Annotated in this window: 19 protein-coding genes; 15 read left to right on the forward strand and 4 right to left on the reverse strand. The window is 68.3% G+C overall.

Annotated features, from left to right (window positions below; genetic code table 11):
* Window positions 1-145 precede the first annotated feature (145 nt).
* A complete protein-coding gene (plsY, locus tag HIR79_RS05695; RefSeq protein ID WP_249322259.1) occupies window positions 146-754 on the forward strand; it encodes a glycerol-3-phosphate 1-O-acyltransferase PlsY in 609 nt (202 codons plus the stop codon).
* A 223-nt stretch (window positions 755-977) separates the two neighbouring features.
* On the opposite strand, the gene tsaD is transcribed toward plsY, so the two are convergent.
* Window positions 978-2,006 (reverse strand): tRNA (adenosine(37)-N6)-threonylcarbamoyltransferase complex transferase subunit TsaD, encoded by a 1,029-nt coding sequence (gene tsaD, locus HIR79_RS05700; RefSeq protein ID WP_169957581.1) that lies wholly within the window; start codon window positions 2,004-2,006, stop codon window positions 978-980.
* Window positions 2,007-2,266: 260 nt separating this feature from the next.
* Between tsaD and rpsU the strand changes: the two genes are divergently transcribed.
* From rpsU to rpoD, 3 genes are all read left to right on the forward strand, one after another.
* Window positions 2,267-2,482, forward strand: a complete 216-nt coding sequence (gene rpsU, locus HIR79_RS05705; RefSeq protein WP_110068537.1) for a 30S ribosomal protein S21 — start codon at window positions 2,267-2,269, stop codon at window positions 2,480-2,482.
* Between the two features lie 160 nt (window positions 2,483-2,642).
* On the forward strand, window positions 2,643-4,493 hold the full coding sequence (dnaG, locus tag HIR79_RS05710; protein WP_169957582.1) for a DNA primase: 1,851 nt from the start codon (window positions 2,643-2,645) through the stop codon (window positions 4,491-4,493).
* A gap of 238 nt (window positions 4,494-4,731) precedes the next feature.
* Entirely contained in the window at window positions 4,732-6,582 is a 1,851-nt protein-coding gene (rpoD, locus tag HIR79_RS05715; RefSeq protein WP_169957583.1) for an RNA polymerase sigma factor RpoD, read from the forward strand.
* 94 nt (window positions 6,583-6,676) lie between these two features.
* Here rpoD and HIR79_RS05720 read toward each other — a convergent pair whose 3' ends face one another.
* On the reverse strand, window positions 6,677-7,333 hold the full coding sequence (locus HIR79_RS05720) for a hypothetical protein (protein WP_169957584.1): 657 nt from the start codon (window positions 7,331-7,333) through the stop codon (window positions 6,677-6,679).
* Window positions 7,334-7,775: 442 nt separating this feature from the next.
* Here HIR79_RS05720 and HIR79_RS05725 point away from each other — a divergent pair, with 442 nt between their 5' ends.
* The 5 genes from HIR79_RS05725 (at window position 7,776) to HIR79_RS05745 (ending at window position 12,590) form a co-directional block, all read left to right on the forward strand.
* Window positions 7,776-8,549, forward strand: coding sequence for an ABC transporter ATP-binding protein (locus tag HIR79_RS05725; protein ID WP_169957585.1), 774 nt, complete (start codon window positions 7,776-7,778; stop codon window positions 8,547-8,549).
* Window positions 8,550-8,566: 17 nt separating this feature from the next.
* A complete protein-coding gene (locus HIR79_RS05730; protein ID WP_169959484.1) occupies window positions 8,567-9,304 on the forward strand; it encodes an ABC transporter ATP-binding protein in 738 nt (245 codons plus the stop codon).
* 127 nt (window positions 9,305-9,431) lie between these two features.
* Window positions 9,432-10,652, forward strand: a complete 1,221-nt coding sequence (locus HIR79_RS05735; RefSeq protein WP_169957586.1) for an ABC transporter substrate-binding protein — start codon at window positions 9,432-9,434, stop codon at window positions 10,650-10,652.
* 58 nt (window positions 10,653-10,710) lie between these two features.
* Window positions 10,711-11,598 carry a branched-chain amino acid ABC transporter permease gene (locus HIR79_RS05740; protein WP_169957587.1) on the forward strand — a complete coding sequence of 296 codons (888 nt, stop codon included), beginning with the start codon at window positions 10,711-10,713 and terminating at the stop codon, window positions 11,596-11,598.
* Between the two features lie 2 nt (window positions 11,599-11,600).
* Window positions 11,601-12,590, forward strand: a complete 990-nt coding sequence (locus HIR79_RS05745) for a branched-chain amino acid ABC transporter permease (protein ID WP_249322260.1) — start codon at window positions 11,601-11,603, stop codon at window positions 12,588-12,590.
* 107 nt (window positions 12,591-12,697) lie between these two features.
* Here the strand turns inward: HIR79_RS05745 and HIR79_RS05750 are convergent, their stop codons facing one another.
* Window positions 12,698-13,639, reverse strand: coding sequence for a LysR family transcriptional regulator (locus HIR79_RS05750; protein WP_110068545.1), 942 nt, complete (start codon window positions 13,637-13,639; stop codon window positions 12,698-12,700).
* A 124-nt stretch (window positions 13,640-13,763) separates the two neighbouring features.
* Between HIR79_RS05750 and HIR79_RS05755 the strand changes: the two genes are divergently transcribed.
* The 5 genes from HIR79_RS05755 (at window position 13,764) to HIR79_RS05775 (ending at window position 21,381) form a co-directional block, all read left to right on the forward strand.
* Window positions 13,764-14,873, forward strand: a complete 1,110-nt coding sequence (locus tag HIR79_RS05755) for an S-(hydroxymethyl)glutathione dehydrogenase/class III alcohol dehydrogenase (protein WP_169957589.1) — start codon at window positions 13,764-13,766, stop codon at window positions 14,871-14,873.
* A gap of 76 nt (window positions 14,874-14,949) precedes the next feature.
* The gene (gene fghA / locus HIR79_RS05760) at window positions 14,950-15,807 is read left to right on the forward strand and encodes an S-formylglutathione hydrolase (RefSeq protein ID WP_169957590.1); all 858 of its coding nucleotides are present in this window, start codon (window positions 14,950-14,952) and stop codon (window positions 15,805-15,807) included.
* Between the two features lie 134 nt (window positions 15,808-15,941).
* Window positions 15,942-16,646 (forward strand): monofunctional biosynthetic peptidoglycan transglycosylase, encoded by a 705-nt coding sequence (mtgA, locus tag HIR79_RS05765; protein ID WP_169957591.1) that lies wholly within the window; start codon window positions 15,942-15,944, stop codon window positions 16,644-16,646.
* Window positions 16,647-16,678: 32 nt separating this feature from the next.
* Window positions 16,679-18,397 carry an NADH-ubiquinone oxidoreductase-F iron-sulfur binding region domain-containing protein gene (locus HIR79_RS05770; RefSeq protein ID WP_169957592.1) on the forward strand — a complete coding sequence of 573 codons (1,719 nt, stop codon included), beginning with the start codon at window positions 16,679-16,681 and terminating at the stop codon, window positions 18,395-18,397.
* A gap of 11 nt (window positions 18,398-18,408) precedes the next feature.
* Window positions 18,409-21,381, forward strand: a complete 2,973-nt coding sequence (locus HIR79_RS05775) for a molybdopterin-dependent oxidoreductase (protein WP_169957593.1) — start codon at window positions 18,409-18,411, stop codon at window positions 21,379-21,381.
* Here the strand turns inward: HIR79_RS05775 and HIR79_RS05780 are convergent.
* Window positions 21,341-22,276 (reverse strand): DMT family transporter, encoded by a 936-nt coding sequence (locus tag HIR79_RS05780; protein WP_169957594.1) that lies wholly within the window; start codon window positions 22,274-22,276, stop codon window positions 21,341-21,343. The two genes, HIR79_RS05775 and HIR79_RS05780, sit on opposite strands and share 41 nt — an antisense overlap.
* 306 nt (window positions 22,277-22,582) lie before the next feature.
* On the opposite strand from HIR79_RS05780, the gene HIR79_RS05785 reads away from it, so the two are divergent.
* Complete coding sequence (locus tag HIR79_RS05785) at window positions 22,583-22,966, forward strand: DUF4168 domain-containing protein (protein WP_169957595.1); 384 nt, start codon at window positions 22,583-22,585, stop codon at window positions 22,964-22,966.
* Window positions 22,967-23,057: the final 91 nt, after the last annotated feature.

Here is a 23,057-nt window from a genome sequence, read left to right on the forward strand (position 1 = left end):
GAGGGTGGGCGCCGCAGTCGTCGAATCGCCTGCGGCAGGCGTGGCGGGATTGTACGCGAGCCGCCCGCTGGCGAACACCGCAGGCGCTGGGCGCGCCTCGCTGTGCCTGGCAGAATGGGGCCTGTTCCTTCTCGGGAGGCCGGCCATGGAAGCGCCGCTCATCTTGTCGCTGCCGCTCTGGGCCCCGATGCTGCCGCTGGTAGCGCTGGGCTATCTCAGCGGCAGCTGGCTGGGTGCCCTGACCGTCTGCCGGCTGGCCGGCGTCGGCGACCCCCGCCTGGATGGCTCCTTCAATCCGGGGTTCTCCAACGTGCTGCGCCTCCACGGGCCCCGCCTGGCGCTGGCCACCCTGCTGGTGGATGCCGCCAAGGGCATGCCGGTGCTGCTGCTGGCGATCCTGCTGGGCATGCCGCCCTGGGCCCAGGGCCTGGTGGGGCTGGCGGTCCTGCTGGGCCACAGCTACCCGCTCTGGCACCGCTTCCGGGGCGGCAAGGCGGTGGCCAGCGCCTTCGGGGTGATGCTGGTGCTGACCCCGGGGGTGGCGCTGGTATGCGCGCTGCTCTGGGCGCTGCTTGCCTGGCGCGTGCGCACCGCCGCGGTGGCGTCGCTGGCGAGCGCCGCCGCCGCGCCCCTCGCCAGCCTGTGGCTGGCGCCGGATCATGTGATCGTGGTGATCGCCTTCACGCTGCTGGTGCTGGTGCGCCACGTGCTCAATATCCAGCGTCTGGGCCGCGGCGACGAACCGGGGCTTTAGCTTTGTCTGGTGTGTGCCGAGGACGGCCGGGTAACGAAGCGAAGCGATATCTACCCGGGGGCGCTGGCAACGAGCGCCGCCGCGCACGTCAATCGACAGGGATGTCGATTGAGGGGCACCCGTGAAGGATTATGTTGTGCCCCGACGTGCAAGCGGCAAGCGAAGTGGCAGGGTTTCGCCCCCGGGATCGCGAGTCTCGTTACCCGGCGTTCAGGCGTAGGCTTTAAGGCGCTTTCAGCGTATCCATCGGCCAGCGCGGCACCGCCTTCATCACGCCCTGCTCGTCGCGCTCGCCGGCCAGCAGCCGCTGTGCCCCCACATAGGCGATCATCGCGCCGTTGTCGGTGCAGAAGCGCCCGCGGGGGTAGTAGGCCCGGGCGCTACGCTTGGCGCACTCGTGCTCCAGCCGCTCGCGCAGCCGCGCATTGGCGCTGACCCCGCCGGCCATCACCAGGCGCTTGAGGCCGGTCTGATCCAGGGCGCGGCGGCACTTGATCACCAGGGTGTCCACCACCGCCTCCTCGAAGGCGCGGGCCACGTCGGCGCGGGCCTGATCGTCCAGTTCGCCCGCCTCCTCCAGCTGGCGGATGGCGGTCAGGGTGTGGGTCTTGAGGCCCGAGAAGCTGAAGTCGAGCCCCGGGCGGTCGGTCATCGGCCGCGGGAAGCGGAAGCGCTTGGGGTCTCCTTGCTCGGCCAGTCGCGCCACCTGGGGACCGCCGGGGTAGTCCAGGCCGAGCATCTTGGCCGCCTTGTCGAAGGCCTCGCCGGCGGCGTCGTCCACGGACTCGCCCAGCAGGGTGTAGTCGCCAAGGCCCCTCACCTCGACCAGTTGGGTGTGGCCGCCTGAGACCAGCAGCGCCACGAAGGGGAACTCGGGGCGCTCATCCTCCAGCATGGGCGCCAGCAGGTGGCCCTCCATGTGATGAACCCCGAGCACCGGGATGCCCAGCGCCCGGGCCATGCCATGGGCGGTGGCGGCGCCCACCATCAGGGCGCCCACCAGGCCGGGCCCCGCGGTGTAGGCGATGGCGTCCAGCTCGTCGCGGGAGAGCCTCGCCTCGTCGAGCACCTGCTGGATCAGCGGCAGCAGGCGCCGGGTGTGGTCGCGGGAGGCCAGCTCCGGCACCACGCCGCCGTATTCGGCGTGCATGGCCACCTGGCTGTAGAGCGCATCGGCGACGAGGCCGTGCTCGGTGTCGAAGAGGGCGACGCCGGTCTCGTCGCAGGAGGTCTCGATGCCCAGTACGCGCATGGTGTCGGCTCGGTTGTGCGGAACAGCCCGGCATTCTACGCGGTTTGGGGGTGGAAAGCATTTGCAAAGGGTGGGGGGCACGACTAGACTACTGTGCGCTGCAAGACTGGGTCGTGCACCCAGGTGGCGATTTCCCGCGACCGTTTTCGCCTTCCGGCTCGCCTCCCGGCGTTCCGGGTGCTTTCTCGTCGCGAAAGCTGCCACCCGCAGGGGTGTGCGTACTAACCGAACTCTAGTTACCTAAGGTAGGTGAGTGCTTAATGCCTTCTGTCAAAGTACGTGATAACGAGCCGTTTGACGTCGCACTGCGTCGCTTCAAGCGTTCCTGCGAAAAAGCCGGTGTTCTCTCCGAGGTACGTCGTCGCGAGTCCTACGAGAAGCCCACCGCAGAGCGCAAGCGCAAGGCGGCGGCTGCCGTCAAGCGTCACGCCAAGAAGGTCCAGCGTGAGCGCAAGCGTTTCGAACGGCTCTATTGATCCGTGCTGGAGATAGTCGGGGCTCCGGACCCGGCCGTCTCAGGAGGACGCCAAGCGGCCGCCATCCGGTGGCCGCTTGTTTTTTCCTGGGTGGCGGTACCCAGCGGGTGCCGACGCCCTGAAGCGATCGCATCGCGGCTCGTCGAGGTGATCCGATTCCATGGCAGGACAGATTCCCCAGCGCTTCCTCGATGACCTGCTGGCCCGCGTCGACGTGGTCGAGGTGGTGGGCGAGCGGGTCAAGCTGAAGAAGGCCGGCCGCAACTACTCCGGGCTCTGCCCCTTCCATCAGGAGAAGACGCCGTCGTTCACCGTCAGCGCCGACAAGCAGTTCTATCACTGCTTCGGCTGTGGCGCCCACGGCAACGCCCTGCGCTTCCTGATGGAGTACGACAAGCTGCGCTTCCCGGAGGCGGTGGAGCAGCTCGCCGGCCGGCTGGGTCTGGAGGTGCCTCGCGAGGGCGCCGATGACCCGCGGGCCCAGGCGCGGGAGCGCAAGCGCAAGGAGGGGGTCAACCTGCTCGAGCTGGCCGCCAGCTTCTTCCGCGAGCGGCTGAAGATGCCCGAGGGCCAGGGCGCCCGGGGCTATCTGGAGCGGCGCGGCCTCTCGCCGGAGGTACAGCAGACCTTCGGCATCGGCTATGCCCCGGACGACTGGGAGGCGCTCAAGCGCCACCTGACCGAGCGGGGCATCGGCGAGGCGGTGCAGGTGGAGTATGGCCTGCTGGTGCATCGCGAGGAGAGCGGACGCACCTACGACCGCTTCCGCGACCGGGTGATGTTTCCGATCCGCGACATCAAGGGCCGCACCATCGCCTTCGGCGGCCGGGTGCTGGGCGATGCCAAGCCCAAGTACCTCAACTCGCCCGAGACCCCGGTGTTCCACAAGGGGCGCGAGCTCTACGGCCTCTTTGAAGCCCGCCAGGCCGACCATCGCCTGGAGCGCCTGGTGATCGTGGAGGGCTACATGGACGTGGTGGCCCTGGCCCAGTTCGGCATCCGCAATGCGGTGGCCACCCTGGGCACCTCCACCAGCGAGGAGCACCTGATCCGGCTGTTCCGCCTGGTCAGGGAGGTGGTGTTCTGCTTCGACGGCGACCGCGCCGGGCGCCAGGCCGCCTCAAGGGCACTGGAGACGGTGCTGCCGCTGATGATCGACGGGCGCCAGGCGCGCTTCCTGTTCCTGCCCGAGGGCGAGGATCCGGACACCCTGGTGCGTCGCGAGGGGGCCGAGGCTTTCCAGGACCGCATCACCTGCGCCAGCCCGCTGTCGGAGTTCCTCTTCGACCAGGCGGCGGCGGGGCGCGACCTGGCGAGGATCGAGGATCGCGAGCGCTATGCCAGCCAGGTGCTGGCGGCGCTGGCCCGCCTGCCGGAGGGGGTGCTGAAGTCGCTGATGCTCAGCGAGCTCTCGCGGCGTACCGGCGTCGAGGCGGCAGACTTCAGCGCTCTGCTGGCGCGCTCGGCCGCCGCCGAGCCTGCGCCGGGGCGGGAGGTGCCCGGTGCGGGTGCGCCGCTGGACGAGCCCGCCGGCATGTCCGAAGCGCCGCCGCTGGGGGAGAGTGCGGCCCCGGTGGCGCCCTCCGGCGGGGCGCTGAGCCTGGTGGCCCGCGCCCTGCAGTTGCTGGTTCACGAGCCGGCGCTGGTGGCGCGGCTGCCGGAGGAGGACGACTGGTGCCCGGAGGAGGAGCCCGACGGCCGCCTGTGCCGTGAGGTGATTCGCCTGCTGCGGGCCGGTCGCTATCGCAGCGCCCAGGTGCTGCTGGCTCACTTCCATGGCAGCGCCGAGGGCGAGCGCCTCGCCGCCCTGGCGCGCCGCGAGCTGCTGATCCCGAGGGAGGCGCGTGGCGCCGAGCTGGAAGGGCTGGTGGCTCACTTTCGCAGGACGCGGCAGCGGCGCTCTCCCCAGGAGGAGATCGACGCCCTGCTGGCCAGGGAGAGGAGCGGGGAACGGCTTTCGCGGGAGGAGAAGCAGCGGCTGATGGTCCTGCTCACCGAACTGCATGGCTGACCGGAAGGTCAACTAGCATTATTCAGGTTGGCGCCAGGGTTGATTTTTCTCCTACCATCACCACATAGGAGAGAGCGCCACCCAAGGGGCAACCTGACAACCTAACACACCTGATTGACTGCGCAAATAGAGCGAACTGGCAGAAAGGGGCGTTACGGCGCTATACTGTTCGGCTTCACGAGTTTTCTCCACCGAGCGCTTCAGGTGCTTCATTCTTCTTCGTCGAGATAGGGTTTCTATGGCTGGAAATGCGCAGCAGCAGTCACGTCTGAAGGAGTTGATCGCGCGCGGCAAGGAACAGGGCTACCTGACCTATGCCGAGGTCAACGACCATCTACCCGAGGATATCGCCGACCCCGATCAGGTGGAAGACATCATCGGCATGATCAACGACATGGGTATCAGCGTCGTCGAGGAAGCCCCCGATGAAGATACCCTGATGATGTCGGATCACTCCACCGACGAGTCTGCCGCCGAGGAGGCCGTGGCGGCCCTGGCGGCGGTGGAGAGCGACGTGGGCCGTACCACCGACCCGGTGCGCATGTACATGCGTGAGATGGGGACCGTGGAGCTGCTGACCCGCGAGGGCGAGATCGAGATCGCCAAGCGCATCGAGGAGGGGACCCGCGAGGTGATGTCCGCGCTGGCCTACCTGCCCGGTGCCGTCGACTCCATCCTCGAGGCCTACGACGCCACGCAGGATGAGGAGGCGCCCGGTCGCCTGTCGGACCTCTTCTCCGGCTTCATCGATCCCGACGAGGGCATCCCCGGGGTGGCCGAAGCCGAGGTGCCCGAGCCCGAGGTCAGCGACGAGCTGGACGAGGAGAGCGACGGCGCGGACGACGAGGACGAGGAAGACACCACCAGCAACGAAGGCGGTCCGGACCCGGAGGAGGCGCGCGCGCGTTTCGAGCAGATCCGCGAGCAGAGCGCCGCGGCTCAGGCCGCCATCGAGGCCCATGGACGCGGCTCAAAGCAGGCCCAGGAAGAGCTGGCGCGCCTGGCCGAGCTGTTCTCGCCGATCAAGCTGGTGCCCAAGCACTTCGAGCGCCTGGTCAACCAGGTGCGTATCAGCGTCGAGCAGGTGCGTGCCCAGGAGAAGGCGGTGATGCAGCTGTGCGTCAAGAAGGCGCGCATCCCCCGCAAGACCTTCATCAAGTCCTTCCCGGGCAGCGAGTCCGACCCCGAGTGGCTCGACGCCTTCGGGCAGGAGTTCCCCAAGTACGCCGACCGCCTCGAGCCGCTGCGCACCGACATCCAGCGTGCCCAGCGCAAGATCGCCTTCGAGGAGGAGATGGTTCGCCTGCCGGTGCAGGAGATCAAGGAGGTCAACCGTCGCCTCTCCATCGGTGAGGCCAAGGCGCGCCGTGCCAAGAAGGAGATGGTCGAGGCCAACCTGCGCCTGGTGATCTCCATCGCCAAGAAGTACACCAACCGTGGCCTGCAGTTCCTGGACCTGATCCAGGAGGGCAACATCGGTCTGATGAAGGCGGTGGACAAGTTCGAGTATCGCCGCGGCTACAAGTTCTCCACCTACGCCACCTGGTGGATTCGTCAGGCGATCACCCGCTCCATCGCCGACCAGGCGCGCACCATCCGTATTCCGGTGCACATGATCGAGACCATCAACAAGCTCAACCGGGTCTCCCGGCAGATGCTCCAGGAGATGGGCCGCGAGCCCACCCCCGAGGAGCTGGGCGAGCGTCTCGAGATGCCGGAAGACAAGGTGCGCAAGGTGCTCAAGATCGCCAAGGAGCCGATCTCCATGGAGACCCCCATCGGTGACGACGACGACTCGCACCTGGGCGACTTCATCGAGGACAGCACCATGATCCTGCCCATCGACTCCGCCACCGGCGAGGGGCTGATCGAGGCGACCCGCAACGTGCTCGGTGGCCTCACCGCGCGCGAGGCCAAGGTGCTGCGCATGCGCTTCGGCATCGACATGAACACCGATCACACCCTCGAGGAGGTCGGCAAGCAGTTCGATGTCACACGCGAGCGAATCCGCCAGATCGAGGCCAAGGCGCTGCGCAAGCTGCGCCACCCGTCGCGCTCGGAGCCGCTGCGCTCCTTCCTCGACGAGTAGGGTCAGGGAGCAGGCTCGGGGCGAATGTCCCGCCGCAACGAAGAAGCCCCGCAGGCACAGCCTGCGGGGCTTCTTGCTTTTCGCGACGTCCGGCTCAGCCGTTACGGCGGGCCAGGGCCCAGCGCCGGGCGAGCAGGGTCAGCTCGATCACCGCGATCAGGATCAGCGCATAGCCGAGCAGCTCCACCACTTCCTCGGCGGCATCCTTGAAGGTGCGCACATAGTGCTCCTGAAGGATGGCCTCCCAGAAGGCGCCGCGGCCGTAGAGGCGCGAGAAGACATAGGTCACCAGCACCCCGGCGGCGAAGAAGCCAAAGGAGAAGCTGTTGGCGTAGCTGGCGAACTCCTCGACGAAGCGCCGGCGCTCGCGGATCACCCAGAAGAGTATCGGCAGGATGACCAGGGCGACCAGCACCTTCCAGGTGTGATACGCCACCCGGGTATCCAGGAAGTAGTCCTGCTCGCGGATGAAGGAGCTGAAGGTGAAGGCGAACATCAGCAGGGTCACCGTGGGCAGCACCCTGAGCACCTGACGGGTGTAGAGCAGCAGCAGCGAGGCCGCGAGCAGCACCGCGCTCTGGGCGAGCTCGGTGAAGCCGTACTCCGAGAAGCGCACCTCGGGGTAGTGCAGTGCCTCGATGTAGGCGCCCTGGGCAAGCCCCGCGATCAGCAGGATATAGAGGGTGGCGCGCAGACAGGTGGCGGTGAAGCCGATCGGCCAGGGCTGGCCGGGAGGGGGAACGGGGGTCATGGATGGCTCGGTTTCGGGATGAACATTCAGCGGTGCATGTCATTCTACCGGTTTGGCCTCTCGCTGCCCATGCCGGCCGACTTGCGACTGCCACCATGCTGGCCCAGCACTGGGCTTCCCCGCGCGTTCCCGGGCCTGCCAGGAGGGGCATGGCGCTTCATCCGGAAAATATCATGTGCATCAAGGCGCTATCGCCCCGGTAGAGTTTGTTCGCAAACTACTGAAAAGCCAGGCTCTACGCCATTGGTCGAGTCATGCCCATCGGGCTATTGCCGAGCCGCTTCGACTCCTCTAGCTTACGTTAACGTAAAGTGCCGGAGCGCCCTGATCCACAAGCGCCCGGCCAGTCCGATGCCGAGATGGCCAGAACAACGACAACGGCACACAACAACGACAACAGCACCAACGGCGGATCGCTCGCGCGATCCAGAGAGGACGTCACATGACCCAGGACTTCATTCTGGAGACTCGGGGGTTGACCAAGGAATTCCGCGGCTTCACCGCCGTGGACGATGTCAACCTGCAGGTCCAGGAGGGGCATATCCATGCCCTGATCGGCCCCAACGGGGCGGGCAAGACCACGGTCTTCAACCTGCTCACCAAGTTCCTGCCGCCCACCCGCGGCGAGATCCTCTACCGCGGCAAGCCGATCACCGGCATGAAGGCCAACGAGATCGCCCGCCTGGGCCTCGTGCGCTCCTTCCAGATCTCCGCGGTGTTCGGCCACATGACCGCCATGGAGAACGTGCGCGTGGCGCTGCAGCGTCCCATGGGCACCTCCTTCCACTTCTGGAAGTCCGAACGCACCCTCGACCACCTCAACGACCGCGCCATCGAGCTGCTCGAGGAGGTGGGGCTTCGCGAGTACGCCGACGTGCTCACCGTGGAGATGCCCTACGGCCGCAAGCGGGCCCTGGAGGTCGCCACCACCCTGGCCATGGACCCCACCATGATGCTGCTCGACGAGCCGACCCAGGGCATGGGCGCCGAGGACGTCGACCGCATCGTCGAGCTGATCCGCCGGGTCGCCCGCGGCCGCACCGTGCTGATGGTGGAGCACAACCTCAGCGTGGTGAGCCGGCTGTGCGATCGCATCACCGTGCTGGCCCGCGGCGCGGTGCTGGCCGAGGGCGACTACGCCACCGTCTCCGCCGACCCGCGGGTCAAGGAGGCCTACATGGGCAGCGAAGCGGCGGAAGAGGAGACCACGGCATGAACCAGGCAGCCCAGACGATGCAGGACCCGGCACTGCAGTACCACGACCGCGACGGCGCAGAGATGCTCCGGGTCAGCGACCTGCACGCCTTCTACGGCGAGTCGCACATCCTCCACGGCGTCGATTTCAACGTGAAGCGCGGCGAGCTGGTGACCCTGCTCGGGCGCAACGGCGCCGGGCGCAGCACCACCCTCAAGGCGATCATGAACATGGTCGGCCGGCGCACCGGCTCGATCATGATCAACGGCAACGAGACGCTGGGCATGGCGGCCCACCGCATCCCGCGGCTTGGGATCGGCTACTGCCCCGAGGAGCGTGGCATCTTCGCCAGCCTCGACGTCGAGGAGAACCTGCTGCTGCCGCCCACGGTGCGCTCCGGCGGGATGTCGATCGACGAGATCTACGAGATGTTCCCCAACCTCTACGAGCGCCGGCGCAGCCAGGGCACGCGGCTCTCCGGGGGCGAGCAGCAGATGCTGGCCATGGCGCGGATCCTGCGTACCGGGGCGCGGCTGCTGCTGCTCGACGAGATCACCGAGGGGCTGGCACCGGTCATCGTCCAGAAGCTGGGCGAGGTGCTGGTCAAGCTCAAGGAGCGCGGCATGACCATCGTGCTGGTGGAGCAGAACTTCCGCTTTGCCGCCCCCTTGGCCGACCGCCACTTCGTGATGGATCACGGACGCATCGTCGAGGAGATCTCGGCGGCCGAGCTGCCGAGCCGGCGCGAGCACCTGCACACCTTGCTGGGGGTGTAGGCCGGGCCAGCGTCGCAGCGCCACCGCAATTCACAACACCGAATCCCAACAACACGCCGCAACACCACATCGCAACACCACATCGCAACAACAACAAGAGCCCCGCTTCGGGGCAGAGGAGATCAGCATGACCTTCATCAAGAAGAGCCTCACCGCCGCCGTTGCCCTGGCCGCCACCGCTGCCATGGCTACCACCGCCCAGGCCGAGATCAGCGACGGAGAGGTGCGTATCGGCTACCTGGCCGACATGTCCGGCACCTACCGCGACCTGGCCGGCCCCGGTGGCCTCGAGGCCCTGCGCATGGCCGTGGAAGACTTCGGCGGCAACGTCAACGGCGCCCCGATCCAGGTGTTCAGTGCCGACGACCGCAACAGCGCCGACGTGGGCGCCAACACCGTGCGCGAGTGGTTCGATACCCGCAACGTCGACCTGGTCTCCGGCATGGTGGCCTCCTCGGTGGTCATCGCCGCTACCCGGGTGATCGAGGAGAACAACGGCCTGGGCATCATCTCCGGCTCCGCGGCCTCCAGCATCACCAACGAGCACTGCACCCCGAACCATATCCACTGGGTCTATGACACCTACCCGCTGGCCAACGGCACCGCCAAGGCGATCGTCGAGCAGGGTGGCGACACCTGGTTCATGCTCACCGCCGACTACGCCTTCGGTCACGCCCTGGAAGGCGACGTGACCCGGGTGGTCGAGGAGGCCGGTGGCCAGATCGTCGGCGGCGTGCGCCACCCGTTCCCCACCGACGACTTCTCCTCCTACATCCTCCAGGCCCAGGGCTCCGGGGCCAAGATCATCGGCCTGGCCAACGCCGGTGCCGATACCGTCAACGCCATCAATACCGCCAGCCAGTTCGGGGTGGTGGAAGCGGGCCAGCAGCTCGCCGGCCTGCTGGTGTTCCTCAACGATGTCTACGCCATGGGCCTCGAAACCACCCAGGGCCTGCTGCTGACCACCGGCTGGTACTGGAACATGGACGACGAGTCCCGCGAGTGGGCCGAGCGCTATTACGAGCGCGTGGGCCGCATGCCGACCATGGTCCAGGCCGGCATCTACTCCAGCACCATGCACTACCTAGAGACCGTGGCCGAGCTGGGCACCGACGACCCGGTCGCGGTGCGCGCAGCCATGGGCGAGAAGCCGATCAACGACTTCTTCTCCCGCAACGGTCGCGTCCGCGAGGACGGCCGCATGGTCCACGACATGTTCCTGGCCCAGGTGAAGTCGCCGGAGGAGTCCGAGCACGAGTGGGACCTCTACGAGATCCTCGCCACCATCCCCGCCGAGGAAGCGTTCCGTCCGCTCTCCGAGAGCCAGTGCAAGCTGGTGCAGAACTGAAGCGAGCAAGACCGGCGGCGGCCTCGGCCGCCGCCCCCTCTGACGGGAGATTCCTGACATGACGATGATATTCGGGGTGCCGCTGGCGGTGTTCCTCGGCCAGCTGCTGCTCGGCCTGATCAACGGTGCCTTCTACGCCCTGCTCAGCCTGGGCCTGGCGGTGATCTTCGGCCTGCTGAAGATCGTCAACTTCGCCCACGGCGCCATGTACATGCTAGGGGCCTTCGCCACCCTGCTCGGCATGCGCTACCTGGGCATCAACTACTGGGCGGCGCTGCTGCTCGCGCCGCTCTTCGTCGGCCTGTTCGGCATGCTGCTCGAGCGCACCCTGCTGCGCCGCATCGCCCACCTGGACCACCTCTACGGCCTGCTGCTGACCTTCGGCCTGGCGCTGATTTTCGAGGGGACCCTGGTCAACTTCTTCGGCGTCTCCGGGGCCCGCTACCCGACCCCCGAGGCCCTGCAGGGCGGCTTCCAGCTCGGCTTCATGTTCCTGCCCAAGTACCGCGCCTTCGTGCTGGTAGCGGCCATCGTGGTGTGCCTTTTCACCTGGTACATGATCGAGCGCACCCGCCTCGGCGCCTACCTGCGCGCCGGCACCGAGAACCCGGCGTTGATGCAGGCCTTCGGCGTCAACGTGCCGCTGCTGATCACCCTCACCTACGGCTTCGGCGTGGCGCTGGCCGCCTTCGCCGGGGTGCTGGCCGCACCGCTCTATCCGGTGTCGCCCACCATGGGCTCCAACCTCTTGATCGTGGTCTTCGCGGTGGTGGTGATCGGCGGCATGGGCTCGATCCTGGGCGCCGTGCTCACCGGGCTTGGCATGGGCCTGATCGAGGGCCTCACCAAGGTGTACTACCCCGAGGCGGCCAACACCGTGATCTTCCTGGTGATGATCCTGGTGCTGCTGCTGCGACCCGCCGGCCTGTTCGGCAAGGAGGCATGACCATGTCCGCGACCCAGACCCAGACGCTGACTCCCTCCATGAAGCGTCAGCGCCGCGCCGATATTCGCCGCAACGTCTTCTACCTGGTGCTGATCGGCATCGGCCTGGTGGCGCCCTTCGTCGCCTACCCGGTGTTCCTGATGAAGGTGCTGTGCTTCGCGCTCTTCGCCTGCGCCTTCAACCTGCTGCTCGGCTACGCGGGGCTGCTCTCCTTCGGCCACGCCGCCTTCCTGGCCACCGGTGGCTACATCACCGGCTACCTGCTGGCGAGCTATCCCGGGTTGACCCCTGAGCTCGGCATCATCGCCGGCACCCTGGTCGCCGTGGCGCTGGGGGCGGTGTTCGGGGCGCTGTCGATCCGTCGCCAGGGCATCTACTTCGCCATGGTGACCCTGGCGCTGGCCCAGCTGGTGTTCTTCGTCTACGTCCAGTCGCCCTTCACCGGCGGCGAGGATGGCCTGCACGGGGTGCCGCGGGGCGAGCTGTTCGGCATCATCAGCCTGCGCAACAACCTGGCGATGTACTACTTCGTGTTCGCCGTCTTCCTGTTCGGCTTCGCGGTCATCCAGCGCGCCGTGCACTCGCCCTACGGCCAGGTGCTCAAGGCGATCCGCGAGAACGAGCCGCGGGCGATCTCGCTGGGCTACAACGTCGACGCCTACAAGCTGGTGGCCTTCGTCCTCTCCGCGGGCCTCGCGGGCCTGGCCGGCTCCACCAAGACGGTGGTCTTCCAGCTCGCCTCGCTGACCGATGCCCACTGGCACATGTCCGGCGAGGTGATCCTGATGACCCTGCTGGGCGGGGTGGGCACGCTGTTCGGCCCGGTGGTCGGCGCCGGCATCGTGGTCAGCCTGCAGCACCTGCTGGCGCAGTCGCCGCTGGGCAACTGGGTGGGGCCGATCCTCGGGGTGATCTTCGTGGTCTGCGTGCTGAGCTTCCGCAGCGGTATCGTCGGCGAGATCCTCAAGTCCTACCGCAAGAACTTCAAGTAGTCGGCAAGGGGCGTCCGGTCGCGCAACGCCGAGGCCCCGACCATACTCTTCACTTCTACCTTCAGGCGCCCCCCGGGGCGCCTTTTTTGATGCGCCTGGCGCGGCGCTCACCGGTGCCAGAGAAAGCTCGAGGCCATCACGCCGCTGCCCGCACCGGTGCCGGTTCGTCCTGGCAGGCTGCTGGGCAGATGCGCCACCAGATGATCGATGAACTGGCGTACCTTTGGGGAGCGCTGGCGGTGGCGTGGAAAGACCGCCCAGACGGCAGTATCGTCATGGCGATAGGCGTCGAGCACCGAAATGAGGGCGCCGCTGGCCAGGTGCTCCTCCACGTAGTAGTCGGGCAGCTGGGCCAGGCCCAGCCCCTTGAGGGCGGCATCCAGCAGGGCAGGACCCGAGTTGGCGCGCCATGCTCCGGATACCCTTACCTCGCGACGTACGCCTTCCACGGCAAAGCGCCAGTGGTCTCGGGTGCCGATCAGACAGCGGTGGCGGGAGAGCTCCGCCAGGGCGTGGGGCTGGGAAACATGGGCGAAGTAGGCTGGTGCTCCCACCACGTACTCGCGCCGCTCGCAGAGCCGACGGGCCACCAGGCTCGAGTCCTCCAGCCGCCCCATGCGGATGGCGATATCGAAGCCCTCGTCGATGATGTCCACCTGGCGGTTGGTGAAATGCATGCGCACCTCGAGGCGCGGGTGGGCCAGCAGGAAGTCGTTGACCAGGGGGGCGATGAAGCGTTCGCCGAAGGTGGTGGCCGAGGTGAGGCTGAGCAGGCCCCGAGGGCGCTCCTGGAGGTCGCTGAGAGCCGCCTCGGCCTCGCGGAAGCCGTCGAACAGCTGGCGGCAGTGGGTGAAATAGAGCCGCCCCTCGTCGGTCAGGTGGGTCTGGCGCGTAGTGCGGTAGAGCAGGGCGGTACCGAGCTGCTGCTCGAGCTGGGCCACAAGCCGGCTGACGTGGGAGGGCGAGACGGACAGCTCCCGGGCGGCGGCGGCGAAGGTGCCCAGGCGCACCACTTCCACGAAGGCTTCGATACGATCCCAGCGCTGCATGGCAGGTTCCTCGTTGATTATTGCCTCACAGCAATAATGTCATGCATTTGGTGCAGTTTATCCCAGGCCGGTGCTTTGCCTACACTGTTCCCACTGCCTGTTCATCGTCAACGAGGATATCGCCATGAAATCACGCGCCGCCGTCGCCCTGGAAGCGGGCAAGCCCCTCGAGCTGGTCGAGATCGACGTCGAGGGCCCCAAGGCCGGCGAGGTGCTGGTGAAGATGGCCGCCACCAGCGTCTGCCATACCGATGCCTATACGCTGTCCGGTGCCGACCCGGAGGGCAACTTCCCGGCGGTGCTGGGCCATGAGGGCGCCGGCATCGTTCAGGAGGTGGGTGAGGGGGTGACCAGCGTGCGTCCCGGCGACCACGTCATCCCGCTCTATACCGCCGAGTGCGGCAAGTGCAAGTTCTGCCTCTCCGGCAAGACCAACCTGTGCGGCGCCGTGCGCGCCACCCAGGGCAAGGGCCTGATGCCCGATGGCACCAGCCGCTTCTCGCTGGACGGCAAGATGCTGCACCACTACATGGGCACCTCCACCTTCAGCGAGTACACCGTGCTCCCCGAGGTGTCGCTCGCGGTGGTCTCCAAGGAGGCGCCCCTGGACAAGATCTGCCTGCTGGGCTGCGGCGTGACCACCGGCATCGGCGCGGTGATGAACACCGCCAAGGTGGAGCCGGGCTCCACCGTGGCCGTCTTCGGCCTCGGCGCCATCGGCCTGGCCGTGATCCAGGGGGCGGTGATGGCCAAGGCGAGCCGGATCATCGCCATCGACGTCAACCCGGAGAAGTTCAAGCTGGCCGAGCAGTTCGGCGCCACCGACTTCGTCAACCCCAAGGACTACGGCGACCCCATCCAGCAGGTGATCATCGACCTGACCGACGGCGGCGTCGACTACTCCTTCGAGTGTATCGGCAACGTCAACGTCATGCGCTCGGCGCTGGAGTGCTGCCACAAGGGCTGGGGCGAGTCGATCATCATCGGCGTGGCCGGTGCCGGCGAGGAGATCTCCACCCGCCCGTTCCAGCTGGTCACCGGGCGGGTCTGGAAGGGCTCCGCCTTCGGCGGCGTCAAGGGGCGCTCGGAGCTGCCGGGCTACGTCGAGCAGTACATGAAGGGGGAGCTCAACATCGACGACTTCATCACCCACGACATGCCCTTCGAGAAGATCAACGAGGCCTTCGAGCTGCTGCATCGGGGTGAGAGCATCCGCACCGTCCTCCATTACTGATGCGCCGGGGGCCGTATCGCCCTTGACCCCTGACAGCGCGGCCGGGACAGCAGTCCCGGCCGCCCGGAGATTTCCCATGACCATGACCGAGAACCTGGAGCTGGTGTCGGCCAACAAGAGCTTCGGCGGCTGGCACAAGCGCTACCGCCACCGCTCCCGGGCGCTGGACTGCGAGATGGTCTTCGCCATCTACCTGCCTCCCCAAGCCGAGACCGAGCGGGTGCCGCTGCTGTGGTGGCTCTCCGGCCTGACCTGCACCGACGAGAACTTCATGCAGAAGGCCGGTGCCCATCGCCTGGCGGCGGAGCTGGGTATCGCCATCGTCTGCCCCGACACCAGCCCGCGGGGCACCGACCTGCCCGGCGAGCATGACAGCTATGACTTCGGCAGCGGTGCCGGTTTCTATGTCAACGCCACCCGGGAGCCCTGGAAGAAGCACTACCGCATGTACGACTACGTCACCGAAGAGCTCCCCTCGGTGGTGCGCCAGCACTTCCCGGTGAACGGGCGCGAGTCGATCAGCGGCCACTCCATGGGCGGCCACGGGGCACTGATCATGGCCCTGCGCCGGCCCGGCCACTACCGCTCGGTGTCGGCCTTCGCCCCCATCGTCAATCCGTCGGAGTGCCCCTGGGGCCAGAAGGCCTTCGGTGGCTACCTGGGCGAGGACCGCGGCAAGTGGACCCAGTACGATGCCTGCGAGCTGGTGGCCCGCGGTGCCTCCAGCCAGCCGCTGTTCATCGACCAGGGCGAGGCCGACGACTTCCTCGACGAGCAGCTCAGGCCCGAGCGGCTGGAGGCGGTGTGCGCCGAGCACGACCACCCGCTCACCCTGCGTCGGCAGCCCGGCTACGATCACAGCTACTACTTCATCGCCTCCTTCATCGAGGATCACCTGCGCTATCACGCCGAACGGCTGCACAAGAATCTCTAGCGCGTTGAGGCTGGCGCGTTGAGGATGCGCCGGCCGCTCGCCTCCCTTGCCGCGATGCGAGCCCGTATACTGGTCGTCTGGCGTCGGGTTCGCAGGGGCGAGTGGTCGTGGGTCGAGCGATAGTGAGAAGAGGAATGGTCAGGGCATGGGGCCGCCGGCTGTGGGGCTGGCTGTGGCGCGTCGTGCTGGGCTTCGTGGTGCTCTCGGTACTGCTGGTGCTGCTGTTTCGCCAGGTGCCGGTGTTCGGTTCCATGGTGATGGTGGAGCGCAAGGTGCAGTCCTGGATCTCCCGGGAGCCCATCGAGCTTCGCCACCAGTGGCGCCCCTGGGAGGCGCTCTCCGACCACGCCAAGCTGGCGGTGATCGCTGCCGAGGACCAGCGCTTTCCCGAGCATCGCGGCTTCGATCTGGTGGAGATGCGCCGCGCCTGGGAGTCCAACCGTGCCGGGGGGCGGCTGCGCGGGGCCAGCACCCTGAGCCAGCAGACCGCCAAGAACCTCTTCCTGTGGACCGGGCGCAGCTGGGCGCGCAAAGGGCTGGAGGCATGGTTCACCCTGCTGATCGAGACCCTGTGGCCCAAGCAGCGCATCCTCGAGGTCTATTTGAACATCGCCGAATGGGACAGCGGCGTGTTCGGCCTGGAGGCCGCGGCCCAGCACTACTTCGGGGTCTCTGCCGGCCAGCTCACGGCCGTGCAGGCCAGCCGCTTGGCGGCCATCCTGCCCAACCCGCGGGGTTGGGATGCGGCGCGCCCCAGCCCTCACGTGGAGCGGCGCAGCGCCTGGATCCGCCAGCAGATGAACAACCTGGGCGGGCCGGCCTATCTTGAAAGACTCTAGCCTCGTCTGCCCGCCGACTCCGGGAGCCCGCCATGACCGAATCGACCGTCAACCCCAAGCGCCGCCTGCGCGGCAAGACCCGCGGCCGTGAACTGGCGCCGGTGGCGCTGGCCGCCCTGCGCGTGCTGCTCGGCGACGAGCGTGAGGCGCCGGAGCTGCGCCGTCGCGACAGGCTGATCGAGCACCTGCACGCCATCCAGGATGCCCACGGTCACCTCTCCCTGGTGGAGCTCAGGGCGCTGGCCGCCTACATGAACCTGCCCATGGCGGCCATCTACGAGACGGCCACCTTCTATGCCCACTTCGACGTGGTCCACGACGGCGAGGCCCCGCCGCCGGAGGTCACCGTGCGGGTCTGCGATTCGCTCTCCTGCCAGTTGGCCGGCGCCGAGGCCCTGCGCCAACGGCTGGCGGCGGGCCTCGACCCGGAGCGGGTGCGGGTGGTGCGTGCCCCCTGCATGGGACGCTGCGACACCGCCCCGGTGGTCGAGGTGGGCCATCACCACCTGCTCTACGCCACCCCGGAGGGGGTCGAGGCGGTGGTGGATACCAACCACACCCATCCCGAGGCGATCCTCTGGCAGCGCCTGGCCGACTACCGCGTCGGTGGCGGCTACTCGCTGCTGACCCGGTGTCGCGCCGGCGAGGTGGGCGTCGAGGTGCTGATCGATGAGCTCGAGCGCGCCGGCCTGCGCGGCCTGGGCGGGGCGGGCTTCCCCACCTTCAAGAAGTGGCAGGCGGTGCGCGCCGAGCCCGGCCCCCGCTACGCGGTGATCAACGCCGACGAGGGCGAGCCCGGCACCTTCAAGGACCGCCTCTATCTCGAACGTGAGCCGCACCGCTTCCTGGAGGGGGCCCTGGTCAGCGCCTGGGCGGTGGAGGCCAGCGCGCTCTACATCTACCTGCGCGATGAATATCCCGGGCTGCACCGTGTGCTCACCGAGGCGATCGCCGAGCTCGAGGCCGCGGGCCTGGTCGCCCCCGGCTTCGTGGTGCTGCGCCGCGGCGCCGGCGCCTACATCTGCGGCGAGGAGTCGGCGCTGATCGAGTCCCTGGAGGGCAAGCCCGGCAAGCCGCGCCACCGGCCCCCCTTCGTGGCCCAGCGGGGGCTCTTCGGTCGGCCGACCCTGGTCAACAACGTCGAGACGGTCTACTGGATCCCGCTGATCCACGAGAAGGGCGCCGACTGGTTCGCCGGCCAGGGCCGGCACGGGCGCAAGGGGCTGCGCAGCTTCTCGGTCTCCGGCCGGGTCAAGCGGCCCGGGGTGCACCTGGCCCCCGCCGGCATCACCCTGGCCGAGTTGCTCGAGGAGTACTGCGGCGGCATGGCCGATGGGCACCGCCTCGCCGGCTACCTGCCCGGTGGCGCCTCCGGCGGCATACTCCCGGCCGGCAAGGCGGATATCCCGCTGGACTTCGATACCCTGCAGGAGCACGGCTGTTTTATCGGCTCGGCGGCGATCATCGTGCTCTCGGACCAGGACGATCTGCGTGCGGTGGCCGCCAATCTGCTGGCCTTCTTCGCCGACGAATCCTGCGGCCAGTGCACCCCGTGCCGGGTGGGCACCGAGAAGATGCTGACCCTGCTCGAGCGTGATGCCTGGGACGTCGAGGCGCTCGAGCGCCTCGCCCGGGTGATGATGGACGCCTCCATCTGCGGCCTGGGCCAGGCGGCGCCCAATCCGGTGCTGAGCCTGCTGCGCGACTTCCGCGGCGAGCTCGAAGCTCAGAACCTCATCGTGAAAGGGTAGGGAGGCAGACCATGCAGACCACGCAGACCCCGAACCCCGAGACCTTTATCCTGACCCTGGACGGCGTCGAGGTGAGCGCCCGTCCCGGCGAGACCCTCTGGCAGGTGGCCAAGCGTGCCGGCGAGACCATTCCCCATCTCTGCTTCAAGGACGCCCCGGGCTATCGGGCCGACGGCAACTGCCGCGCCTGCATGGTGGAGATCGAGGGGGAGCGGGTGCTGGCGGCCAGCTGCCTCCGCGAGGCGGCCCCCGGCATGGTGGTGAGGAGTGCGAGCTCCGAGCGCGCCCGCGAGGCGCGGGAATCCGTGCTGGAACTGCTGCTCGCCGACCAGCCCGAGCGGAAGGCGAGCCCCGACCGCGCCAGCCATCTCTGGGCCATGGCCGAGGCGCTGGCCATCGATGCCACGGCGGTGAGCGAGCGGCTGCCCGCCCGAGCGGAGCGCGCCGCGCCCACCGTTCACCATGTGCGCCCGCGGGAGGCGCAGCGCTTCCAGGATGCCTCCCATACCGCGATGAACGTCAATCTCGACGCCTGCATCGAGTGCGGGCTCTGCGTGCGCGCCTGCCGCGAGGTGCAGGGCAACGACGTCATCGGCCTGGCCCATCGCGGTGCGGCGGCGAAGATCGTCTTCGACTTCGACGACCCCATGGGGGAGAGCACCTGTGTGGCCTGCGGCGAGTGCGTCCAGGCCTGCCCCACCGGGGCGCTGATGCCGGCGACCCTGATCGACGAGGCGGGCCGCGGCGACTCCGCCGTGGCCGACCGCACCGTGGATTCCGTCTGCCCCTACTGCGGGGTGGGCTGCCAGCTTACCTACCATGTGAAGGATGACGTACCACACGTCGAGGAGCGCCGGGGGCAGGACGAAGGGGAGGTCCGAGGACCAGGGATGGCCGAGGTAGCCTCCATGGAAGGACTTGTAGCGCCTCCCCGCAGTCCTGTCGCCGGAACAGCTCCGGGGCCTGGGCGCATTCTCTTCGTCGAGGGCCGGGACGGCCCCGCCAACCAGGGGCGGCTGTGCGTCAAGGGGCGCTTCGGCTTCGACTACCCCAATCACCCGGCACGCCTGACCAGGCCGCTGATCCGCCGGCCCGGCGTGGCCAAGGGGCTCGATCCCGACTTCGATCCGGCAAGGCCGCTGACCCACTTCTTTGAAGCGAGCTGGGAGGAGGCGCTGGAGATGGCCGCCACCGGGCTCGTCGACCTCAAGGCGGCCCACGGCCCCGGGGCGCTGGCCGGCTTCGGCAGCGCCAAGTGTTCCAACGAGGAGGCCTGGCTCTTCCAGAAGCTGGTGCGTACCGGCTTCGGCTCCAACCACGTGGACCACTGCACCCGGCTGTGTCATGCCAGCTCGGTGGCCGCACTGATGGAGTGCCTGGGCTCCGGCGCGGTGACGGCGTCATTCATGCAGGCCCTCGAGGCCGACGTGGTGATCCTCACCGGCTGCAACCCGGCGGTGAACCACCCGGTGGCGGCCACCTACTTCAAGCAGGCGGCGAGAAACGGCACCCGGCTGATCATCCTCGACCCCCGGGGCCAGGCCCTGGACGCCTACGCCTGGCGCAGCGTGCGCTTCTCCCCCGGCGGCGACGTGGCGCTCTACAACGCCATGCTCAATGTCGTCGTCAGCGAAGGCCTGTATGACGAGGCCTATATCGCGGCGCATACCGAGGGCTTCGAGGCGCTCAAGCAAAGCGTGGTGGACATGACCCCCGAAGCCATGAGTGGCCTGTGCGGCGTGGCCCCCGAGACCATCCGCGAGATCGCCCGGGCCTACGCCACCGCCGAGCGGGCGATGATCTTCTGGGGCATGGGCATCTCCCAGCACGTCCACGGCACCGACAACGCCCGCTGCCTGATCTCCCTGGCGCTGGCCTGCGGCCAGACCGGCCGCCCCGGCACCGGCCTGCACCCGCTGCGCGGCCAGAACAACGTCCAGGGGGCCTCGGACGCCGGCCTGATCCCCATGGTGCTGCCCGACTACCAGCCGGTGGGCGATGCCCAGCTGCGCGCCGCCTTCGAGGAGCTGTGGAACAGCGAGCTCGACCCCGAGCCGGGGCTCACCGTGGTGGAGATCATGGACGCCATCCTGGCCGGCCAGATCCGCGGCATGTATATCCTCGGCGAGAACCCGGCCATGTCCGACCCGGACCTCCATCACGCCCGCCAGGCCCTGGCCGCCCTGGAGCACCTGGTGGTGCAGGACCTCTTCGTCACCGAGACCGCCCAGTTCGCCGACGTCATCCTGCCGGCCACCGCCTGGCCTGAGAAGGACGGCACGGTGACCAACACCAACCGCCAGGTGCAGCTGGGCCGCGCCGCCGTGGCGCCGCCGGGAGAGGCGAAGCCCGACTGGTGGATCATCCAGGAGATCGCCCGGCGCTTCGGCCTGGCCTGGGACTACGCCCACCCTCGCGAGGTGTTCGCCGAGATGAAGCGGGGCATGCACTCCCTCGATCATATCGCCTGGGAGCGCCTGGAGCGGGAGGGCTCGGTGACCTACCCCTGCCCGGCCGACGATGCTCCGGGCCAGGACGTGGTCTTCTCCGACGCCTTCCCCCGGGCCGGCGGTCGGGCGAGGTTCTCGCCAACCCGGCCGCTGCCGCCGGACGAGCCGGTGGATGAGGCCTATCCCACGGTGCTGACCACCGGGCGCCAGCTGGAGCACTGGCACACCGGTGCCATGACGCGCCGCGCCAGCGTGCTCGACGCCCTGGAGCCCGAGGCGACGGCCAGCCTCTCCCCCGGGGAGCTCAACCGCCTCGGGGTGGCGCCGGGGGAGGCGATCACCATCGCCACCCGCCGCGGCGAGATCACCCTGACGGCCCGGGTCGACCCGGGGATGCCCGACGGCATGGTCTTCGTGCCCTTCGCCTACGTGGAGGCGGCGGCCAACCTGCTCACCAACCCGGCGCTGGACCCCTTCGGCAAGATCCCGGAGTTCAAGTACGCTGCCTGCCGGCTGGCGAAGGCTGCCCCCTGACCACCAGCACCACCCCGGCGATGGCGACGGCCATGCCGGCAAGCGACACCGGCGGCAGCGCCTCGTCGAAGAGCCACCAGGCCTGCAGGGCGGTGACCGGCGGCACCAGGTAGAAGAGGCTCGCCACCCGCGAGGCCTCGCCGCGCCTGATCAGCGCCATCAGCAGCAGGATGGCGGCGATCGACAGCACCAGCACCAGCCAGCCCAGGGTGAGGGCGAAGGTGGGTGTCCAGGTCACGCTGCGCTCCTCGAAGAGCAGGGCCCCGAGCCCCAGCACCGCGCCCGCCGCCAGGTACTGCACCACGGTGCCGGAGAGCAGCGGCATGCCGGTGCAGTGGCGCTTCTGGTAGAGGGTGCCGCCGGCGATTCCCAGCAGCGCGATCAGGATGGCCAGCAGGGCGCCGGCGCCGAAGCCCTGGAAGAGCGCCTCGCCCGGGTCGAGCTTGCCGCCCAGCACCAGGGTGACGCCGACGAGCCCCAGCACCAGCCCCAGCCACTGGCGCCCGCCCAGCCGCTCGCCCAGCAGCGGCCCGGCGAGCCCGGCGGTGAGCAGCGGCTGCAGACCCACCAGCAGCGAGGCGAGCCCCGCCGGCATGCCCAGGTAGATGCCGTAGAAGACCCCGCCCAGGTAGGCGCCGTGCACCAGCAGACCGGAGACGGCGATATGCCCCCACAGCCGCGCACCCCGGGGCCACTCCCCGGAGAGCCAGTGGGCCAGGGGGATCAGCAGCGCCAGGGTCAGCGCGAAGCGGATGAACAGGAAGGTGAAGGGCTCGGCGTAGGGCAGGCCGAACTTGGCACCGATGAAGCCGGTGCTCCACAGCACCACGAACAGCAGCGGCATGGCGGCGAGCCAGAGGCTGGCGGTACGGGAGTCGGCGGTAGGGAAGGCCATGGCGAACATCCGTGTCGTCGTTGAGGGAGCCCCTGACCATACTGCGCTGCTCGGGTTTCGCCTAGTCCCCGTGCAGGAGGCGTCGGCTCGCTGGGAGAATGAGTGTCATTCCCATTGTGCCGGTCTGTGCCGAGCGCGCCAGCGGCGGGCCCTGTGCCGAAGCGTCCGCTCAGGTGTCTCCTGATGGCTACGGATGTGGTCTTTTACACACCCTATGTTGCTAACTTTTACACGAAAATTCTGAACGCGGGCCGCACGCTGCCGTCACAGTCCCCACATACACGCAACGCCTTCCTGGAGGTATTCATGAAACGGATGACTGCTCTGTTCTCTGCTGCCCTGCTCAGCGCCGGCCTGATGTCCGCTACCGCCCACGCCCAGCAGGATCCCGCGGCCGCCCCCGAGCAGCCCCAGGCCACCGCCCCGGCCATGGACTTCTCCGACGAGCAGCTCCAGCAGTTTGCCGACGCCTCCCAGGAGATCGCCGTGATCTCCCAGGAGTACACCGAGCGTCTGCACTCCGCCGAGGACGAGGCCTCCCAGCAGGAAGTTCGCATGGAAGCCAACGACAAGATGGTCGAGGTGGTCGAGGATAGCGGCCTCGATGTGGATACCTTCAACGCCATCGGTCAGGCGATCCAGCAGGATCCCGAGCTGATGCAGCGTGTTCAGGAGATGGCCCAGTCGTAAGCCGGTCCTGACTCCACGCCGACTCCCATCGGCAGCGTGAACGGCCACCCCTCTGGGTGGCCGTTTGCATGTGTGCCGGCTTTACAGCGCC

This window comes from Halomonas sp. PGE1 (assembly GCF_013000985.1).
Taxonomy (GTDB): Bacteria; Pseudomonadota; Gammaproteobacteria; order Pseudomonadales; family Halomonadaceae; genus Halomonas; species Halomonas alkalicola.

Coding starts and splice junctions, on each gene's coding strand:
- plsY (WP_249322259.1), top strand. CDS start 146: ATGGAAGCGCCGCTCATCTTGTCGCTGCCGCTCTGGGCCCCGATGCTG.
- tsaD (WP_169957581.1), bottom strand. CDS start 2,006: ATGCGCGTACTGGGCATCGAGACCTCCTGCGACGAGACCGGCGTCGCC.
- rpsU (WP_110068537.1), top strand. CDS start 2,267: ATGCCTTCTGTCAAAGTACGTGATAACGAGCCGTTTGACGTCGCACTG.
- dnaG (WP_169957582.1), top strand. CDS start 2,643: ATGGCAGGACAGATTCCCCAGCGCTTCCTCGATGACCTGCTGGCCCGC.
- rpoD (WP_169957583.1), top strand. CDS start 4,732: ATGGCTGGAAATGCGCAGCAGCAGTCACGTCTGAAGGAGTTGATCGCG.
- HIR79_RS05720 (WP_169957584.1), bottom strand. CDS start 7,333: ATGACCCCCGTTCCCCCTCCCGGCCAGCCCTGGCCGATCGGCTTCACC.
- HIR79_RS05725 (WP_169957585.1), top strand. CDS start 7,776: ATGACCCAGGACTTCATTCTGGAGACTCGGGGGTTGACCAAGGAATTC.
- HIR79_RS05730 (WP_169959484.1), top strand. CDS start 8,567: ATGCAGGACCCGGCACTGCAGTACCACGACCGCGACGGCGCAGAGATG.
- HIR79_RS05735 (WP_169957586.1), top strand. CDS start 9,432: ATGACCTTCATCAAGAAGAGCCTCACCGCCGCCGTTGCCCTGGCCGCC.
- HIR79_RS05740 (WP_169957587.1), top strand. CDS start 10,711: ATGACGATGATATTCGGGGTGCCGCTGGCGGTGTTCCTCGGCCAGCTG.
- HIR79_RS05745 (WP_249322260.1), top strand. CDS start 11,601: ATGTCCGCGACCCAGACCCAGACGCTGACTCCCTCCATGAAGCGTCAG.
- HIR79_RS05750 (WP_110068545.1), bottom strand. CDS start 13,639: ATGCAGCGCTGGGATCGTATCGAAGCCTTCGTGGAAGTGGTGCGCCTG.
- HIR79_RS05755 (WP_169957589.1), top strand. CDS start 13,764: ATGAAATCACGCGCCGCCGTCGCCCTGGAAGCGGGCAAGCCCCTCGAG.
- fghA (WP_169957590.1), top strand. CDS start 14,950: ATGACCATGACCGAGAACCTGGAGCTGGTGTCGGCCAACAAGAGCTTC.
- mtgA (WP_169957591.1), top strand. CDS start 15,942: ATGGTCAGGGCATGGGGCCGCCGGCTGTGGGGCTGGCTGTGGCGCGTC.
- HIR79_RS05770 (WP_169957592.1), top strand. CDS start 16,679: ATGACCGAATCGACCGTCAACCCCAAGCGCCGCCTGCGCGGCAAGACC.
- HIR79_RS05775 (WP_169957593.1), top strand. CDS start 18,409: ATGCAGACCACGCAGACCCCGAACCCCGAGACCTTTATCCTGACCCTG.
- HIR79_RS05780 (WP_169957594.1), bottom strand. CDS start 22,276: ATGGCCTTCCCTACCGCCGACTCCCGTACCGCCAGCCTCTGGCTCGCC.
- HIR79_RS05785 (WP_169957595.1), top strand. CDS start 22,583: ATGAAACGGATGACTGCTCTGTTCTCTGCTGCCCTGCTCAGCGCCGGC.